Annotated in this window: 16 protein-coding genes and 1 pseudogene; 9 read left to right on the forward strand and 8 right to left on the reverse strand. The window is 61.5% G+C overall.

What is annotated here, in order from left to right; all coding sequences use genetic code 11:
- Window positions 1-43 precede the first annotated feature (43 nt).
- From AC24R4_RS04160 to AC24R4_RS04170, 3 genes and pseudogenes are all read left to right on the forward strand, one after another.
- Window positions 44-994: an AraC family transcriptional regulator gene (locus tag AC24R4_RS04160; RefSeq protein ID WP_487522314.1), complete on the forward strand. Its 951-nt coding sequence runs from the start codon at window positions 44-46 to the stop codon at window positions 992-994.
- A gap of 129 nt (window positions 995-1,123) precedes the next feature.
- A pseudogene (locus AC24R4_RS04165) lies at window positions 1,124-1,543 on the forward strand (type 2 periplasmic-binding domain-containing protein); the annotation flags it as partial.
- Window positions 1,544-1,698: 155 nt separating this feature from the next.
- On the forward strand, window positions 1,699-2,088 hold the full coding sequence (locus AC24R4_RS04170) for a hypothetical protein (protein ID WP_487522978.1): 390 nt from the start codon (window positions 1,699-1,701) through the stop codon (window positions 2,086-2,088).
- Between the two features lie 77 nt (window positions 2,089-2,165).
- Here AC24R4_RS04170 and AC24R4_RS04175 read toward each other — a convergent pair whose 3' ends face one another.
- The gene (locus AC24R4_RS04175) at window positions 2,166-2,921 is read right to left on the reverse strand and encodes an IclR family transcriptional regulator (RefSeq protein ID WP_487522315.1); all 756 of its coding nucleotides are present in this window, start codon (window positions 2,919-2,921) and stop codon (window positions 2,166-2,168) included.
- Window positions 2,922-3,022: 101 nt separating this feature from the next.
- Here AC24R4_RS04175 and AC24R4_RS04180 point away from each other — a divergent pair, with 101 nt between their 5' ends.
- The 5 genes from AC24R4_RS04180 to AC24R4_RS04200 all read left to right on the forward strand — a co-directional run bounded on the left by AC24R4_RS04180 (window position 3,023) and on the right by AC24R4_RS04200 (window position 7,804).
- Window positions 3,023-3,988: a Bug family tripartite tricarboxylate transporter substrate binding protein gene (locus AC24R4_RS04180; RefSeq protein WP_487522979.1), complete on the forward strand. Its 966-nt coding sequence runs from the start codon at window positions 3,023-3,025 to the stop codon at window positions 3,986-3,988.
- A 108-nt stretch (window positions 3,989-4,096) separates the two neighbouring features.
- Window positions 4,097-4,795, forward strand: coding sequence for an RraA family protein (locus AC24R4_RS04185; protein ID WP_487522316.1), 699 nt, complete (start codon window positions 4,097-4,099; stop codon window positions 4,793-4,795).
- A complete protein-coding gene (locus tag AC24R4_RS04190; RefSeq protein WP_487522317.1) occupies window positions 4,792-5,724 on the forward strand; it encodes a hydroxyacid dehydrogenase in 933 nt (310 codons plus the stop codon). Before AC24R4_RS04185 ends, AC24R4_RS04190 begins: the two co-directional genes overlap by 4 nt.
- A gap of 9 nt (window positions 5,725-5,733) precedes the next feature.
- Window positions 5,734-6,804, forward strand: coding sequence for a cyclase family protein (locus AC24R4_RS04195; protein WP_487522318.1), 1,071 nt, complete (start codon window positions 5,734-5,736; stop codon window positions 6,802-6,804).
- A gap of 34 nt (window positions 6,805-6,838) precedes the next feature.
- Window positions 6,839-7,804 (forward strand): tripartite tricarboxylate transporter substrate binding protein, encoded by a 966-nt coding sequence (locus AC24R4_RS04200; protein WP_487522319.1) that lies wholly within the window; start codon window positions 6,839-6,841, stop codon window positions 7,802-7,804.
- A gap of 125 nt (window positions 7,805-7,929) precedes the next feature.
- Here the strand turns inward: AC24R4_RS04200 and AC24R4_RS04205 are convergent, their stop codons facing one another.
- The 4 genes from AC24R4_RS04205 to AC24R4_RS04220 form a co-directional block, all read right to left on the reverse strand.
- On the reverse strand, window positions 7,930-9,846 hold the full coding sequence (locus AC24R4_RS04205) for a PAS domain S-box protein (protein ID WP_487522320.1): 1,917 nt from the start codon (window positions 9,844-9,846) through the stop codon (window positions 7,930-7,932).
- Between the two features lie 471 nt (window positions 9,847-10,317).
- Window positions 10,318-12,615, reverse strand: coding sequence for a xanthine dehydrogenase family protein molybdopterin-binding subunit (locus AC24R4_RS04210; protein ID WP_487522321.1), 2,298 nt, complete (start codon window positions 12,613-12,615; stop codon window positions 10,318-10,320).
- A complete protein-coding gene (locus AC24R4_RS04215; protein ID WP_487522322.1) occupies window positions 12,612-13,079 on the reverse strand; it encodes a (2Fe-2S)-binding protein in 468 nt (155 codons plus the stop codon). Before AC24R4_RS04215 ends, AC24R4_RS04210 begins: the two co-directional genes overlap by 4 nt.
- 72 nt (window positions 13,080-13,151) lie before the next feature.
- On the reverse strand, window positions 13,152-13,634 hold the full coding sequence (locus tag AC24R4_RS04220; protein WP_487522323.1) for a MerR family transcriptional regulator: 483 nt from the start codon (window positions 13,632-13,634) through the stop codon (window positions 13,152-13,154).
- A 342-nt stretch (window positions 13,635-13,976) separates the two neighbouring features.
- Between AC24R4_RS04220 and AC24R4_RS04225 the strand changes: the two genes are divergently transcribed.
- On the forward strand, window positions 13,977-14,963 hold the full coding sequence (locus AC24R4_RS04225) for an acetoacetate decarboxylase (ADC) (protein WP_487522324.1): 987 nt from the start codon (window positions 13,977-13,979) through the stop codon (window positions 14,961-14,963).
- Window positions 14,964-15,617: 654 nt separating this feature from the next.
- Here AC24R4_RS04225 and AC24R4_RS04230 read toward each other — a convergent pair.
- From AC24R4_RS04230 to tnpC, 3 genes are all read right to left on the reverse strand, one after another.
- Window positions 15,618-16,178 (reverse strand): NMCC_0638 family (lipo)protein, encoded by a 561-nt coding sequence (locus AC24R4_RS04230; protein ID WP_487522325.1) that lies wholly within the window; start codon window positions 16,176-16,178, stop codon window positions 15,618-15,620.
- A 355-nt stretch (window positions 16,179-16,533) separates the two neighbouring features.
- Window positions 16,534-16,770: a hypothetical protein gene (locus AC24R4_RS04235; protein ID WP_487522326.1), complete on the reverse strand. Its 237-nt coding sequence runs from the start codon at window positions 16,768-16,770 to the stop codon at window positions 16,534-16,536.
- Window positions 16,771-16,958: 188 nt separating this feature from the next.
- Complete coding sequence (gene tnpC / locus AC24R4_RS04240; RefSeq protein ID WP_487522327.1) at window positions 16,959-18,530, reverse strand: IS66 family transposase; 1,572 nt, start codon at window positions 18,528-18,530, stop codon at window positions 16,959-16,961.
- Window positions 18,531-18,552: the final 22 nt, after the last annotated feature.

Here is an 18,552-nt window from a genome sequence, read left to right on the forward strand (position 1 = left end):
ACCCGCTACGATGGCAGGTGATGAATCGCCACCCTGCCCCACGATGAGTGACCTGTTGCTTGATGCCGTGCGCCGCTATGCGGAGGCGCATGCCGGTCCCGCCGGCATTGCCCGGACTCCCATTCCGGGCCTGACAGCCGTCCGGGCGACGGCCCCGAGCGGCATTGACTATGCCATCTCCAGACCGCTCGCCTGCCTTGTCCTGCAAGGCAGCAAGCGGGTGGCGATGGGCAAGCAGACGTTCGACTTCAGCGCCGGCGATTCGCTGCTGATTACGTCGGACGTGCCGACGATCAGCCAGATCACCCGCGCCAGCACTGACGCGCCGTACTATTCCCTCGTGTTGGATCTCGATGTGGCAGCTATCGCGGAACTGGCGGCCGAGATAAAGCCCGGGCCGGTCGCCCCCGATTCGCCTGTGCAGGTCGAACCGTCGGACGCCGACGTCGCGGATGCGGCGCTGCGGCTGATGCGACTGATTGCGCGTCCGGCGGCAATACCAGTGCTGCAGACACAGCTCGTGCGCGAAATCCACTACTGGCTGCTGGTGGGCAAGCATGGCCCCGTGATTCGGCAGATCGGCCGTCCGCAGAGTCACGCTCAACGTCTGGCCCGCGCCGTGGCTTTGCTGCGCGCCGAGTTCGCTCAACCGCTTCCGATTGAACGCCTCGCTTCAGCCGCTGGCATGAGCGCGTCGTCCTTTTACCAGCACTTCCGGGCAGCGACATCGCTGTCGCCGCTACAGTTTCAGAAGCAGTTGCGCCTCATCGAGGCACGCCGACTGATGACGTCCGAAGGCATTTCGGCCAGCGATGCTGCGTTTTCCGTGGGTTATGAAAGCGTCCAGCAGTTTACGCGTGAGTACCGCCGAATGTTCGGCCTACCGCCGGGAAAGGACCGGGATGCGGCCATGCAAGGAGCCCAGCCCGACCGATCCGCCGCGCGGGGTGAGGAAATTTCGTCCGTGGGCGATACGTCGAACGTACGCGCGTAGTGTCGAGGGCAGCTCGGAAGCGCGTGGCCGGGGTATGGAAGGTCATGCGCCTGGGGATGTCGCTACGCCTCTGTCGACAAGCATGTCAAAGAGAAGCTGCGCGGCCGGCGCCAATCGCGCATACCTGGTCAGGAACGATCCCCGGTCAGGACGGGCGACGAAGTCGACCTTCCCGGACGCGGCGTCGTGGTGGGCAAAGGGAGCGCCTACGACCTGTATCTCACACGGACGTTGCGACATGCACACATTGTGCGCGCCCCAACATCTCCGTCCGTTGTGCAAACATTCCTGGAACAGGGCGCCGACGTGGCTGCTGGCGTTCGACAGCAATTGGAAGCCGATGCCGCGCGCACGCCAGGCCTGAGGCTGCTGCCGGGCCGCTTCATGGTCATACAGCAGGCGATGGGCCTTCCCAAGGCCCGAAGCCCTGAAGCGGTGGCATTGCTACGGCGGTTCGTCGAGGAAATGAAGGCCTCCGGCTTTGTCTCGGACGCCCTCACCCGTCACGGAATCGAAGGTGCGTCTGTCGCGCCCATGACATCACAGTGACTGTGAAAGGGCCCGCCCCAACGCGCCATCTGTGAGCGGCGATCCCGGGCCCCCAAAAAAAACTGGCGAAGGTTCTATCCTTGGGAAAGGGGATGGCGGGCATGACGCCATCCTCGCTGGATCTTGGTCAGGCAACGACATCGATGGCTGGCATCATGAAGCTCATTTACGCGCTGACCGCGCTGACCGCGGTGTGCTGCATGTTAGCCGGCTGTGTTTCAACTGGCGTGGACATACGGCCGGAGCAGTTGTCGAACTTCCTGCTTGGCTTCTCCACCATCGACGATGTCACCACCCAGCTCGGCGCACCCTCATCCCAGGTCACGCTCAAGACAGGGTCAACCATCCTGGTGTATTCCTTCGCCACATCCCATCCCCACGCCGAGAGTTTTATCCCGTTCATTGGCCCGCTCTTTTCCGGAGGCGAAATCCGATCGTCAACCGTCTTGCTCGAATTTGACGAGAACGGCATTCTCAGAAGTGAACGACGAACCACGTCAAGCGGGACGTCCGGCCTGACGGTATTGCCCGCCAATGCAATGTAGTTCGGCTTCCTCCGGCGACTGACCACTCGGCTGTCGTCAGGTAATCAGCGTATTGGCTCGGAATCGCCCTTTCCAGATCACGGGTGCCATGTCGTCGGGCGAACGCTCGGGTCCCGGGAGCCGGAAATCGCATAGGACACTTCCTTTCCCGCTGCCAGCAACAGATCCACATACTCCGCCAGCTTGTCGCGCGTCAGCCGGCTAATGGGCCCGGAGATGCAAAGCGCCCCGGCCAACGTCCAATGGATGCCGAACACCGGGACAGCCAGGCTGGAAACTTCAGGCTCTCGTTCGCCCATCGAAATGAAATAACCATCCCTGCGGATGGTCTCGTATGGCTCGCCGCTTTCGCCTGCGAATGCCCGCAACACTCTGCCCGGCGCCCCGGTGAGGGGAAGCCGTTCCCCGACGCGCACGTGGTGCCGCACCGCGCCCGGACCTTCCACGCGCACCAGGCAGGCCCGCGTGTCTCCTTCCCGGACATAAAAGGCCGCGCTTTCGCGTGTTTCGTAGCTGACTCGCCTGAGGACGGGCTCCACCGTTTCATTCACGCGAAACGCAGCCTGATAGCGCGCACCGAGCCACCCTGCGGCGGCGCCAAGGCGCCATTGACCATCTTCGCGTTGGACCAGGTACTCGCTTTGCGCAAGCGTCCGCGCCGTGCGCAGAACGGTCGATTTGCCCATCCCGACGCGTCGGCTCAATTCCGACAGGGTCAACGAAGCGTCATCGGCAGAGAACGCCTCCAGAATGTGCAAGGCGCGCGTAACCGCGATGATTGTGTCTTTATCGGCACCCTCGGGGGCCTGCGCAGGCTGAGCATTCCGTTTCATGGCACATGTTCCGGTATGGACAACGCGATTGTATAGCACGGAACAGAAATCTATAGTCGAGGCACAAATACAAGGTTCGACTGGAGACACCCTTGAACATCATCCTTCGCGTTCTGGCGGCATGCACCATTGCTGCAGTGCCTGGCCTTCCTGCGTACGCCGCAGATTCCTATCCGACCAAGCCCATTCGCCTCATCGTGCCCTTCCCACCGGGCGGCGCGCCGGATACCTTCTCGCGCGAAATCGCCCAACAATTTAGCCGGGACCTGAAGTGGACCATCATCGTCGACAACAAGCCAGGCGCTGGCGGCAACCTCGGCGTGGAAGCTGCGGCCAAGGCATCGCCTGACGGCTACACGCTGGTATTCGGCCAGACCAGCAATCTTGCTATCAACCCGTCGCTGTACAAGAAGCTGCCGTATGACCCGACGAAAGATCTGACGCCTATCGGCTTGATTGCCTCCGCACCGCTCGCGATTGTTGCCAACAACAATTCACCGTACAAGAATCTGACCGACGTGCTTGCCGCCGCAAAAGCCAAGCCAGGCACGGTCACCTTCGGCACGCCGGGCAACGGTACGGTCGCCCACCTCGCCATGGAACTCCTGCAAAAGCAGGCCGGTGTGAAGATGCAGCACATTCCATACAAGGGTGCATCGCAGGCGCTCACCGACGTGCTGAGTGGCCAGGTGGAAATCTATATTGGCTCCGTCCCGACGGTGATGGGTCAAATCAAGATGGGCAAGTTGCGCGGAATCGCCGTGACCTCCGCGAAGCGATCGCCGCAACTGCCTAACACGCCCACCGTAGCGGAAGCCGGCGTGAAGCAATTTGACGCGGACACATGGTTCGGCCTGCTTGCACCCGCCGGCACCCTGGCACCCATCGTCGCGAAACTCAACACCGAATTGAATCGCGTCCTCCAGGTTCCGGCCGTGCGTTCCAAGATCGAGGCGGAAGGCGGACAGGTCCTGGGCGGTAGTACCTCGGCGTTTGCCGGCCTATTGCAAAAGGATCTTGCTCGCTGGCGCGTCGTGGTCAGCGAATCGGGCGCGACCATCGATTAACGCATCGGCGCACGCCCGCGCGCCGGATTCCACTTTCGCAGTTTCACGATCCGTCAGTTGCCTTGCCAACTGCGCGGCTGGCTTCACTCGCACATTCTAGGAGCAACTATGTCGCCCACCCAGCAACTTCCTGATGTCATCCGTGATGTCGAACGCGTTTCGTCCGACATCGTCAAGCAGGCGTCCGAGTACGCGTCTTCGATCTTCGCCGATGTCGCCGGTCGCCGGGGCGGCCTGCACGGGCGGATTGCACCTCTGAGCCCAAAGAGCAAGTTCTGCGGTCCGGCTGTCACTGTGGAAGTTCGCCCCGGCGATAACCTCATGATTCACGCCGCGATGGCACTGGCCAAACCTGGCGACGTCATCATCGTTGACGGCAAGGGCGACCAAAACAGCGCGCTGATGGGCGCCATCATGGTCAATCAGTGCATTGCGCTCGGGGTGGCGGCCGTCGTTCTGGACGCCGCTGCGCGGGATGCCGAAGAGATCATCGAGACAGGCTTCCCGATGTACTCGGTCGGGCTGAATCCCAACGGGCCCACCAAGTTCGTGCCCGGCCGCGTCAATCATCCGATTCAATGCGGCGGTGTTACGGTGCGCCCGGGCGACCTGGTCATCGGCGATGCAGACGGCGTGGTCGTCATCGAACGCGAAAAGGCGCCGGCTCTGATTGAAGAGGCGGCAAAGAAGGTGGCGGCGGAGCGTAAACGCATCGAAGGGATCAAGTCTGGCGAAGCACTGCGACCGGCCTGGCTGGACGATGCCCTGCGTGCCGCCGGCGTCCTGAAGGCTGGAGAAACGTTGTGAGTACGCCAGCCAAGCCCGTCATCGTTGTGACCGCGGCAAACATTGCGCCACAGGCGGTCGCGCTGCTGTCCGACTTCGAACTGGTCTATGCGGGAAAAGCGGCAACCGAAGAAGAGACCGCAGAACTTTGCCGCCGATACGCACCTGTGGCGGTCATCGTGCGCACGAGCAAGGTCGGCGCCATGGCGCTCGATGCGGCGCCGTCGATCCGCGTCCTGTCGAAGCACGGAAGCGGCATCGACAACATCGACCAGGAAGCTGCGAAGGCGCGCGGCGTCAAAGTGGTGGCTGCGGCAGGCGCAAATGCGGCGGCAGTGGCCGAGCAGGCGCTGGCGCTAATGCTGGCTTGCGCAAAATCGGTGGTGACGCTGGACCAGCGCACACGCAATGGTCATTGGGACAAATCGACGCACCAAAGTCTCGAACTGCAAGGGCGCACGCTTGGTCTTGTTGGCCTGGGTGCAATCGGCCGGCGGTTCGCGCGGATCGCCAGCGCCATGCATATGAAGGTGATCGGATATGACCCCTATGCCGCCGATCTGCCGACGAGCATCGAACCCGTCAGCCTGGACGCGATCTGGGAAACCTCGGATGTCATATCGTTCCACTGCCCACTGACCGCCGAGAATCGCGGCCTGCTCAACGAGGCCAGCCTGTCCCGATGCAAGGACGGCGTGATCGTCGTCAATACCGCACGCGGTGGACTCATCGACGAAGACGCACTTCTGGCAGCAGTTGAAAGCGGCAAAGTGGCCGCAGCGGGCCTGGATTCGTTGCAGCAAGAGCCACCACCTGCCGATCATCCCTTCTTCAGACACAGCAGGTTCATCCTCAGTCCGCACATCGGCGGCGTCACCAGCGATGCCTTCGTCAACATGGGCGTAGCCGCTGCGAAGAACGTGCTGGCCGAACTTGCGAAGCTGCAGTAAGGAGCCGACATGAGCGAAGCACCAAGGCGGTGGCAGCGTAAGCCGGACGGCAGCAATTGGGGCGAGTTTGGACCAAACGATCAGCGTGGGCGCATGAACCTCGTGGATCGCGCCAAGGTACTGCAAGGCATCGCGGAAGTACGCGAAGGCATTACGTTCTGCCTTTCGCTTCCCCTCGATTACCCCGGCGGCCAAACCATGAACGTACGTCGGCAGCCACCGCGGCGATTCGCCGTCGTCCGGGATGGAAAGAGCGCCGGGCAGCAGGGTTTCTGCTGGTCGTACCGTTCCGAGGATCCCGATCTGACGGACGTGGTCAATGACGATGTCGTGCTCATGAGCCTGCAGTATTCCACGCAGTGGGACAGCCTGGCACACGTGGGTAGTCATTTCGATGCCGACGGTGACGGCAGCGATGAAGCCGTCTTCTACAACGGCTTTCGGGCCGGCGAGGACATCAGAGCGGGCGTCGAGACGCAAGCGCCCGAGGCGTGGGCAAGGTACGAGAACCCGGAAGCCGGCGCGTTGAGTATTGCCGTGCTTGCCGAACACGGCGCGCAAGGCCGCGGCGTCATGCTCGACATCGAGCGTCACATCGGGCGCAAACGACAAGCCGTCGGCTACGACCAGCTCATGCGCATTCTGGAAGCCGATAACGTAACGGTCGAGCCGGGCGATATGGTCTGCCTCCATACCGGGTTCGCCGACACTTTGCTATCGATGAACAAGTCGCCGGACCTCAAGGTACTTCACGAATCCGGCACCGGATTGGACGGCTACGACGCGAAGCTGCTCAATTGGATCACCGACTCGCGCCTGGCATGCCTGCTCGCAGACAATCCCGCCGTGGAACTGGTTGTGCCGAAACCGCTGACGCCGTCCCCCATTCGCGGGCCCCGACTGCCGTTGCATGAACATTGCCTGTTCAAGAATGGCATCCACCTGGGCGAGCTTTGGCATTTGACACCATTGGCATACTGGCTGCGCGAGAACAAACGTAGCCGCTTCCTGCTGACCGCGCCGCCTCTGCGCCTTCCCGGTGCCGTCGGATCGCCCGCGACGCCGATCGCAACCGTCTAAACCATAACGACAGCTACCGCTTCTGGAGACAAGAATGTTCAAGCCCGTTACCGGCGCCATTGCCAGCCTCGCACTGCTGTGCGCCGCCACCAGTGCCAGCGCCGCCTATCCCGATCATCCAATTCGCCTCGTCGTTCCCTATCCGGCTGGCGGCGCGGCCGATACGGTCGCCCGCATTGTCGCCGCACCTCTCGGTACCAAGCTGGGCCAGACCATCGTTGTCGACAACCGCCCCGGCGCAAGCGGTGTGATCGGGGCCGGCGCTGTCGCCAAGGCCGCGCCGGACGGTTACACCCTGCTGCTGGACGCCACCGCTTTTTCGGTCAACCCGAGCCTGCAACCGAAGCTCCCCTACGATACCGCGAAGGACTTCGCTCCCATCTCGCTCGTGGTACGCGTGCCGAACCTCCTGGTGGTGCCGCCGAACTCTCCGTTCAATTCGCCGAAGGATATCGTGGCGCGCGCGAAGGCCACGCCGGGAAAACTCACCTATGCGTCCGCGGGCTCGGGCACCGCACAGCACCTGGCGGCAGAACTGTTCCGTCAACAGTCGGGGCTGAACATGCTGCACGTACCCTACAAGGGCGGTGCCCCAGCGTTGAGCGACCTGATGGGCGGCCAGGTCGATATGATGTTCAGCAACATGGCAGCGTCTTACCCACTGGTCTCCGGCAAGAAGTTGAAGGTACTGGCGACCACAGGCGCGAAGCGGTCTCCGGCGCTGCCCGATGTCCCTACCATCGCCGAATCGGGGCTGCCGGGCTACCAGGTGTATGAGTGGAACGGCTTGTTCGCGCCTGCCGGCACGTCGGCGGAGATCATCGACAAGATCAACAAGGCAACCATCGAGGTTTTGACACAACCCGCCGTCAAGGAACGTCTCGCGGCGATCGGCGCGGAAGCTTCCGGCGACAAGCCCCAGGAATTCCGGAAGTTCCTTGATGCCGAGCGCGAAAAATGGGCGACAGTCATTAAGCAGGGCAATATTCGCGCGGAATGACGTCGGGAAACCGGGATGGTCTGGTCGCTCAGCGGCAGGGCGTCGATCCTCCTGGCTTTCTTGCGGACGATCGAACGCGCAAACAAGCTTGTTCGCCGGTATCTGGGACAAGGAGCGGATCCTGGCTACGGATTGTCAGAACCGACGGAAAAAATCGTCTTCTTTAGCGCAGCCGGATCGATGGGTTTCACAATGTGACCATGGAATCCCGCCTCGGCAACACGGTCCCGTACGGCTGCTTCACTGAACCCGGTTAATGCGTAGAAGCGCGTATGGTTCAGCTTTGCAAACTCGCGGAGTTCTTCGATCAACGCGTATCCGTCCATGTCGGGCATCGCCAGATCGATCAACGCGACATCGGGAACAAAGGTGGAAACCTTGTGGATGGCAGACACACCGTCGTAGGCGACCTCTATGGCGTGCCCTTCCATTTGGAGAAGCATGCCAAGGCTGTCTGCGGCATCCTGGTTGTCGTCGACAATGAGGATGTTCAAGCCGGCGACCGGAAACTCCGTCATACAGGGCTCTTCTGATGAAGACGTTTGCGTCGCAATGGGCAACTGGATTGTGAACGTGCTTCCCTGTCCCGGCCCGGCACTTGTGGCGCTAATGGATCCGGCATGCTTTTCGATGATCGATTTGCACAGAGAAAGGCCGATCCCCAGGCCGCCGGTTGCGCTATAACCGGGTTCTTCGACTTGAACAAATAGATTGAAGATGTCCGAAAGCATATCGCGCGGGATGCCACGGCCGTGGTCGGTAATGGAAATCGTGCCAATCTTGTCCCAGGCTTTGCACTCTACGACGATCGTCGTGCCTTCGGGAGAGAACTTCGACGCGTTGTTCAGCACATTTTGCAGGACCTGACTAAGACGCGTAAGGTCGCCGAAGACATGGAAATTCTCGCCGCATAGTTGCAAATCGATTCGCTGTTGCTTAGCGGACAAGAGCGGCAAGCAGGCCTCCAACCCTATCTCAATCACCGTTTGAATCGGGATGACTGCGCTTCGCAACTCCAGCTTCCCCACAGCCATCCGGCCGACATCCAACAGGTCGTCGACCAGCCGGCTCAGATGACGCAGTTGCCGGAGAACAACGCTCAGATTGGCTTTGACAAGGCCCCCATCGTCCGGATGTTTTTCAATGATCGCGGTTGCGTTGAACATCGGGGCGAGAGGGTTCCTGAGCTCATGCGCTAACGTAGCCAGGAACTCATTCACTCTTCGCGCAGACGCTTCAACTTCTTCCAGGTGCCTGCGTTCGCTCATGTCGCGGGTTATCTTCGCGAAGCCCACCAAATGATGGTGCTCGTCATAAACGGCGGTGAGCGTAACGCTCGCCCAGAATTGAGTGCCGTCCTTTCGCACACGCCAGCCTTCATCTTGCACGCGGCCCTGATCCTTCGCGATGGAGAGAAGCCGTTCCGGCTTGCCCGTCATCCGATCCTCGGGCGGGTAGAACACCGAGAAATGCTGGCCGACAATTTCGCGGCTCGCGTAGCCTTTTATGCGGTTGGCTCCAACGTTCCAACTGGCGACGCGGCCTTCCGTGTCGAGCATGAAGATTGCGTAGTCGTACACGTTCTGCACGAGAAGTCGGAACGTCGATTCGCTTTCCCGCAGTCGCTCGGAGGACTCCATCTGTTGCGTGACGTCCCGAATGACCATTCCCATGCCAATCAGTACATCGTCAGCGTTGTGCACGGCCGTGATACTGTTGCTGCACCAGAAGCGGCTACCATCCTTTCGCATCAGCCAGCCGCCATCTTCAAGCTTGCGATGACGTTGGGTCAGAAGGAGCGCCTTCTGTGGCCACCCTCGCGCGATCGCGTCCTCGGTGTATAGCCGCGAGAAGTGCAAGCCAATCGCCTCGGATGCTTCGTATCCGAGCATGCGTCGCGCCCCCCGATTCCAGCTCGTAATGACACCATTTGTATCGAGGAGGACGATTGCATAGTCGGCCACCGTATCCACGAAGGCAAGGAACAGATCCTGTTGATCTGGGGAAATATTTGACGCGGGGCTGTGGGCGGGGGGAGACATAGGGACTCGTTGATTGGTCCACTATAGTCTCGCAATGCATGAGCATCTGATGTCGGGCGCCGTCCTACTTGAAGGACCCTGATATGGGGAGCGGCGCCCGCCATTCGCGCACTTGCGTTCCAGGCCGACCGAAAGGCGCGTTCGCACGCGGATCGTGGGCGCCGTCGCTCCAGCACGTATCGCCACATCCCTCCCTACGAATCGCAGCGGGCCAGGAGCGATCCGGGTCGGTCGGGGGAGGTATCCGTCGATCATTTTTCCTCTCGCCGGCACGAACGTTACTCGATTCGCCACCGTGCGACGCCGAGACTCGGACCCATCCGTCTCCACCTGCAGTCTCGGCGGGCATGACCTCCACGGAAGCTCCCCCGATTGCCGATTCTAGTCACACCGCGACATATGGCAACCCGACTGGAATGGGGAGGCTGGGCGTGCGCCAGCCCACAGACATTCAGGGCCGCGCCCGCTGCCTTACACCATTGGCAGTTGCCGAACTGGCTTGCCAGTGAGCTGGGTGACGGCATGTGCCACGGCGGGCGCGATTGGCGGCACGGCCACTTCACCGACGCCGCTGGGTTCGGCCGTGCTCGGCACAATGTGGGTCTCGATCAAGGGGGTCTCTGCCATCCTGATCATCGGATAGTCGCTGAAGTTGGTCTGCCGGATCTGCCCGTCCTTGATCTGAATCTGGCTGTACAGCGCGGCCGTCAGCCCGAAAATGATGCCGCTTTCCATCTGCTGGGCAACGACGTCCGGATTGACCACCGTGCCGCAGTCCACGACGCAGACAACGCGATGCACGCGTGGCTTGCCGTCCTTGAGCGACACCTCCGCCACCTGCGCCACCACCGAGCCGAACGCGTTGTGCAGCGCGAGACCGCGCGCACGCGGCGAGCCATCAGTGTCCGGGGCCAGCGGCTGTCCCCAGCCTGCCGCTCTGGCGGCCGTATCGAGCACCCTCAGTTCACGCGGGTGCGACTTCAGCAAATCGCGCCGCATGGCCAGCGGATCGAGCCTGGCGGCAGCAGCCACGTCATTCAGGAAGCTCTCCAGGAAGAATCCGGTATAGGAGTGGCCGACGCTGCGCCAGAACCCGATCGGCACCGGCAGTTGCACCGTCACGTGCGCGATATGCGCATGCTCGATTTCATACGGAAGGTCGAACAACCCCTCGACGGTATAACGATCGATGCCGAGCGACGGCGCGCCGAACAGCCGCTCCAACTCGCCAGCCAGGATCGACTGCCCGGCGCTGCGCGAGGCGATGGCTGTCACCCGCCCGTTCTCCACGCGGGCCTTCAGCCTTGCGATGGCCTGCGGACGATAGAAGTCGTGCCGGATGTCATCCTCGCGCGACCAGATCACCTGTACCGGACGGCCCCCGGTCTTGCAGGCAATCGAAACGGCCTGCCCGATGAAGTCCGACTCCAGGCGCCGTCCGAAGCCGCCGCCAATGAACGGGATGTCGATATGCACCTGGTCCCGGCTCACGCCGGCCACCCGGGCGGCAACGAGCTGTGCCAGGGTGGCCACCTGGGTAGGCGCCCAGAGCTGAACGCGGTCTTTGGTCACCTGGGCCGTGCAGTTGATCGGCTCCATGGCGGCATGGGCCAGGTAGGGTGCGCTGTACTCGGCTTCGACGACCATTGCGCCGTCCGTGCTGGCGAAGGCATTCAGGCTGTCGCCCGTGGAACGGTAGGTAAAGCCGCCGTTGTCGCTATCGAGCGCACCCACGAGCTGTTGCCGGATGCCGGCGGAATCCAGTGTGGCGTGCGGCCCCTGATCCCAGACCGGTTCGAGCGTTGCCAGCGCCTGACGTGCCTGCCAGTAGTGGTCGGCCACCACCGCCACGCCTGGCACTCCGCCGGTCGAGCCGTCAAACGGCACGACATACCGCACGCCTGCCATCGCCAGTGCTGCGTTCGACTGGAAGCCCCTGAGCTTGCCGCCAAAGACCGGACACATGACGACCGCCGCGTACAACATGCCAGGCGGCCGCGCATCGATGGCAAAGCGCGCGCTGCCGTCCGTCTTGCCGGCGATGTCGTGACGCGGCGCCGGCTTGCCAATCAGCTGATATTGCGCAGCCGGCTTGAGCTTGACGTTGGCGGGCGCCCCCATATCGCGCGCCTTTTGCGCGACAGCGGAGAAAGGCATCTGCCTGCCGCCTGGACCGATGAGCTGGCCTTCGCGCACGGTCACCTGTGCCGCCGGCGCACCCCATTCGCGCGCTGCCGCTTCCACCAGCGTGGCGCGTGCAGTGGCGGCGGCCTCGCGCACCGGCTGCCAGCCGTCGGCCACGCTGCTGCTGCCGCCGGTGATTATCAGACCGATCTCTCTCGCGCTCTTGGCCATGACCCAATGCAACGCGCGCGCCCAGGGCTTGTCCGCGTCGTCGGGATGAAGCGGCAGCGAACTGACGCCCATCACCTCGACATTTCCATAGATGCGCTCGATGGGGGACGACTCGATGCTCACCCGCGCCAGCGGAATATCGAGCTCCTCGGCGGCCAGCATCGCCAGCGCAGTGTGGATACCTTGCCCCATCTCCACGCGCGGCATGGCGAGGATGACGTCGCCTTCCCCCGTGATCTTGATCCAGCCGTTCAGCGCAATCTGGCCGGACGCACCTGGGAATGCCGCGGCGTCGCCGAGCCGGCTGCGCGGCGGCATCACGCCCCAGCCGACCACCAGCGCGCCGCCCAGGCCGAGCGCCCCGAGGAGGAAGCGACGCCGGCCGCGGCGTGGGGTAGTTGTGCCGGCGCTCATGCGCTCCCCTCCCGCAGTGCCTGCGCAGCGCGCTTGATGGCAGTGCGCACGCGCGGATACGTGCCGCAGCGGCAGATGTTGGTGATGGCCGCGTCGATGTCGGCATCGTTCGGGTCGGGCTGCCGGGCGAGCAGATCCGCGGCCGCCATCAGCATCCCCGACTGGCAGTAGCCGCATTGCGGCACTTGCTCGTCAATCCAGGCTTGTTGCAGCGCGTGGCGCTTGCCCGGCGCCCCGGCCAGCCCTTCGATCGTGGTAACCCGCTTTCCCGCCACGGCTGCCACGGGCAGGACGCAGGAGCGCACCGCGTTCCCATCCAGATGCACGGTACATGCGCCGCAAGCCGCCACCCCGCAGCCAAATTTGGTGCCCGTTAGGTTCAGATGGTCGCGGAGCACCCATAACAAAGGGGTGGCCGGGTCGCATTCGACGCTGACCAGCCGGTGGTTGACGTCCAGATTCATGTATTGTTTCCTTGCCCTGGTCCAGGGTTCCGATGACATTCCACCATTCGGCCGGCGGCTATCGCCTGTCCATTACGTGGGTTCTTCCCGCCGGCGCCGGCTCGCCTTTCGAAACATGGCGACGTCGTCGGGTGCCAGGCTCGAGCCTTCCATTTCCCCGGACCGGATGCGCGACAGCACCCGCTTCGCGTTGGTAGCGCAGTCGATTCCCGCTGGCTTGCCCTCGATCTCCGCCAGAAGTGCATGAATGTGCGCCTTGCTCTGAGCGAGCCGCGCCTCCATTGCCTCGATGTCACGCACCTTGTTGCGCAGCGTTTCGACCAGCGACCCATGCTGCCATTCCGCCAGATCGGGAGGCAGCAGCGCGCGAATCTCGTCGAGCGTGAAGCCTGCCTGCTGCGCGCTGGCGATCAGGTTGAGCAGCAGCACGGCTTGGGATGGATAGCTTCGGTAGCCGTTCGCCTGCCGCTCGACCTTCAGGAGACCGATGCCCTCGTAGAAGCGGATTCGCGATGGGGCGAGGCCGGTCCGCTTTGCCAGTTCTCCGATCTTCATGTCTTTCACACCCTTCGCGCAGAGTTGGTGGGGCCAAACAGGCTTCCCATGTCGCTGACCATTCCTTATGGCTGAACACGTTCAAACTGCCTTCAGTCCGAACTCTAAGGTTCAACTGAACTTGAAGGTCAAGCATTAGGTAGGCACCACCCGGAGAACGCGCTCCAAATAGTGGACGTTAGAGCACATATTAAACAAGAGGCTTCACCCCACCTTCATGGGAAGCCTTACAAGAACTCCGGCCTCCCGTGGCAGCCCGCTGCCAGCCAAAAATGATGTTGACATTAAAGCTGACTTCAAACTTAGAGTCGACGCACAATCAAATGACCACTACCCAACAACATGAAGATCCGAAAACTGGCGGCGGCTACCGGTGTACTTCTGAGCGCAAATTCGGGCCCTGTCTGGGCCGATGGCGCCTCGACTATCCAGCCCGCAGAGAGCACAACAATCAATATTGCCGGCCATGAGGTCCCTGTCGTAAAAGGCGGGCTGTATGACCGCTATCGCTCCAATCCGCCTCTTTCCGTCATTGCGGCGGAAGCCCCGGACGTTGACCTGAGCTGGTTCAAGGAACTCAAGAAGGAGAAAGTCGATATTGGCTTCGAATCCTATTCGCCAAATTTCTACTACAAGAACAGCAGGGTCACGGCCATCTTTACCGCCGACTTGAACAGGTTGCGGGAATTGATGCCGGCGGACGTACTCGAGAAGGTGCAGCCGCTTCAGATCTGGCCCGGCCGCGGCCTTGTCGCGCTCACCGCCTACGCCTACCACTTTTGCGATAACGACGCTTACAACGAGATCGGTCTCTCGGTCATCACGAATCGGCCGGGCAGTTCCAGCCTGGGGCCGCTTACCTTGATAAGTCAGGCGATGTCTGGCGACTTCTGGGGCTACGTACTGAAGCTTCCTGTCAACACGGAGCTGGCGAGGGTACGGGGTGTTGTCGGCTATAACCTCCCCAAATGGCTGACAGGCATCCACTACCGCGAGACCGAGAAGTCAGTCATCGTCCAGATCCTCGACAGCGAAACGGGCAAAGTCGATGTCACCATCGACGCGGAAAAGCTGGGCGATCTCTCTAGCAAGATCTCGATGGTGACCCATCGCTTTACAAACGTGGACCAGCAAGGGAAATTGACCACCGGTTTTGCAACTTCCCGGCAGCTCAGCCATGCCTCCAGCACAAATGCCGACAAGGTGAGCCTCGGCTTGACGGAAGGAAGCCTGTCGACGTTCATCAAGTCCCTGAAGCTCGGCAAGATGCTCAAGTACGAGTACGTCCCGGAATTCCAAAGCGCGCTGTACTCCCCCAAGGCACTTTGATAGAAGCTTTAGTGTCGAGTCGACACCGGTGGCACCTTAGGGCAGTTCTTTGGGCCACCGTTTTATCGCATCCTCGTCCGCGGCGGACAGTGGTCTCCAATGGCCACTACAGGTTCATCTGTCCCATCTCAAAGTTAATGGGAAGCCCAACCTAGACAGATCAAGGAGTTGCTGAGCGCCGTCGCAAACTATCTGGGTCGAAATCTCACAGTTAGTGGGTAAAAGGCGCGGCCCGTCTCACAGTATGTGGGTACAAAGGGATGGCTAGCGGACGGCAGGCCGGAAGGCAGCTCCAGCCGCAGAACTGGTCAGGGCTTATCGTCGAAGCCAAACGCCTGGTTCCGATTGGGCATGCTCCGAGGCGGGGCGGCGTGGTGAATAGAGGGGCTCGTCCCGGCCAGAAGCGGACACCCGGGATCAGCAACAAAACAGTCCGTTGAGGAACTGCGAACGGTCATTCAGGGCCCCCCGGGGATGGGCAAACGCTACAGGCGGTTTGATTAAACAGACCGCTTAGCGGATGGACCAAGCCAGTCCGGCCCGTCGTCTTGGGGACATCAGCGCAGCAACGCATGCGGAAAACATACCTGCTAATCGTAGGCGCCATATCCCGTTACTGGACATGGAAGCCCTGAGCGACGCTAGCCGCTAAGACTACTCTTTCTTGATCCTAGTCCAGCCCAGCTTTAGTCTGACTTGTACCTCTGCGTTGGTGGAATCGGACGTGATCGCTTCTTGGCGCATGCCGTGGTCCGCCCCGTCCTTCACTAGGATGTATGCAACGTAGTGGTAAGTCGAGTTCCCTGATGAAACGCTCCGATCGGCTTCCAGCCTTACCGTCAGACCGGGCCGCTCTGCTCCACGAATTATTCTTTGAAAGTGTTGCATCGAGAGATTGGCGTTTGCTCTGCGTGCCCAGACTGAGCACTGTCCGGGCGTCTCGATGACCACCAGAAAGTCTCCCACTTGATCTGATGCAGACCATACCTCCCCAGTCTTCCCATGCAATACCTTCGGCAGGTACGCGGGATCGAGCGGGCGCAGATGATGATCTCGCACCCAATTTTTAGTCTTTGTCTCGTCGCCACCGTTCGCAATGCACGCGTCCGCGAACAGGCGGGTCGCCGCGTTTGACTGCTTTTCTGCGGTGGATTGAGCGAAGCTTGTGGTGGGCGCCGTGAGAACGGAGGCCAGTGCAGCGGTAAGGCATGTCATTCGTTTCACAAGACCCCCGATTTGTGGATACTTCTGAAAACGCCTTCACTCCCTGAGGCTCCGAACCTGACAGATTCAAGTCCTTCGCCCCCGCACCTTTCATCAATATCAGATTGCATCACCCAACGAAAATAGCCATAACGTGGGGTATAGTCCGGGGCGCTCTTGACAGGGCAAGTGCACCAAGACGGGATTGGCCCTCACAGAAATATGACTGTTGGTCCTTGGAGGCGGTCGTTACGGCCTACCTGGCTTGGACGGCCGCTCCGGGTCGGCCACGGACCCTCAACGCCGCGATTTTCGGCCGCGGTGGTAACGGGCACTCCTCTGCCGTCCATTGACACCGCCAACTGGATCATGCCCGATTGACGTGCTGCAATTGCGCTTTAGCCAGATTGACCATCCGCAGCGCCTCTAGAAAGACGCCATCAACCTTCTTGCCGCTCTCAGTGACGGATGCGGATGCCTGGTCCGCCGCAATGCCTTCCGCCATCTCAAGCAACATACCCGGGCGGTCGAATTCCAGCCGCTGCAACAGCATGTGCAGAATATAGACACACGCGCCGACTTGATTGTCCTGAGTGGAACTCATGAATTCACCTCGTCTGCTAGTAGGAAGATCCAATCCTAACGCGGAACTCACCTGCTTTTTTGTAGGTAGGAATGGCTGGGATGGGTCGACTGGAAACGACAGGACTGAGCGATGATCTTCTCCGCGCCCGGGGCTGCTGCCGTTGTAAGCGGTGCGTGAGCACCGTATTGACGTAGTCGAGAGCAGCGTTATGAGCGGGCCGGAAGCTGGTCAGTCACAGCCCAAGGCATGAGTTCGTCGACGCGATTGATTGGATGGTCGGCGATGTGCGCCAGCACGAAGCGGAGGTAGGCTTCGGGATCGACGTTGTTGAGCTTGGCCGTTCCGACCAGGCTGTAGATTGCAGCGGCGCGCTCACCACCGGAGTCTGCGCCAGCGAAGAGATAGTTGCGCCGGCCTATGGCAACACCGCGCAACGCACGTTCGACAGGCAAGTTGTCTATTTCCAACCTACCGTCGTCGCAATAGCGAGTCAGCGCCTGCCACCTGTTTAAGGCGTAGAGGATCGCCCGACTCGTATCGGACTTCTTGGAGAGTGTCTCCAGTGTCGCCGCTAACCATGCGCGGAATTGTTCAAGCAAAGGTCCTGCGTGCTCTTGCCGGTAGGCCCGTCGCTCGTCAGGAGGCTTGCCACGGATCGTTTCCTCTACTCCATACAGTTCGCCTATGCGCTGTAGTGCTTCGGTATTCAAGGCATTGGGCCGGGCCGCGTGCAACTCGTAAAACTGTCGTCTTGCATGCGCCCAGCAAGCGGCTTCGGACACTCGCTGGCTCTCATAGATGGCCTGGTATCCGCCGTAGGCGTCGGCCTGCAGCGTACCGCTGAACGATTCGAGGTGCCGCTGAGGGTGGATGCCCTTGCGATCCGGGGTGTAGGCGAACCAGACCGCTGGCGGCGTCATGTCACACGATGCTCGGTCGTCGCGGACGTAGACCCACAGTCGTCCCGTCTTCGTCCTGCCGTTACCCGGGGCAAGCACAGGAACCGGCGTATCGTCAGCATGCAACTTCGACGCCGCCATCACGTGACGGCGCAGCGCCTCCACTAGCGGCTGCAACAACGCGGCGCTGTGACCCACCCACTTCGCAAGCAGCGAGCGATCGAGTTCCACACCTTCGCGTGCGTAGATGACCGATTGCCGATAGAGCGGAAGGTGGTCGGCGAACTTCGAGACCAATACGTGGGCTAGCAGACCAGGACCCGCCATGCCTCGGTCGATCGGTCGGCTTGGGGCCGGTGCCTGCACAATGCTGTCGCAGCAAGAGCATGCGAACTTCGGGCGCACGTGGTGGATGACGCGGAAGCTTGCCGGCACATACTCGAGTTGCTCGGCGACGTCCTCACCTAGCGGCTTCATTGGAGCACCGCAGTCTGCGCAACGCTCAGCCGACACGGGAAGGTGCACTTGGACGTCGCGCGGGAGATGCGCGGGCAACGGCTTGCGCTGTGTCTGTTCAGCCAGTATGCGGGGCGTACGGGGAATCTTGTTCGGCACCGCGCCCTCATCCGCCTCGAGTTCCTCCAGTCGTAGTTCGAGCTGTTCGATCTGATGGTCCAGCTTCTCCGACTTGCGGCCGAATTGCATGCGACGCAGCTTTGCGATCAGCAGCTTCAGGTGCTCGATCTCGGCTTTGCTTGTCGCGATGGCACATTGCTGGGAGTCGACAACATCCTGCAACTGCCTGAGCTTCTCGTCGCGTTCGAGCAGGAGACTCTTGAGGGTCTCGATGTCGTCGGGAAGGATGTCGGCAGAAGTCATGCCGACAGTCTAGGTGCCAGTG

The organism is Cupriavidus sp. CER-90 (assembly GCF_057652055.1).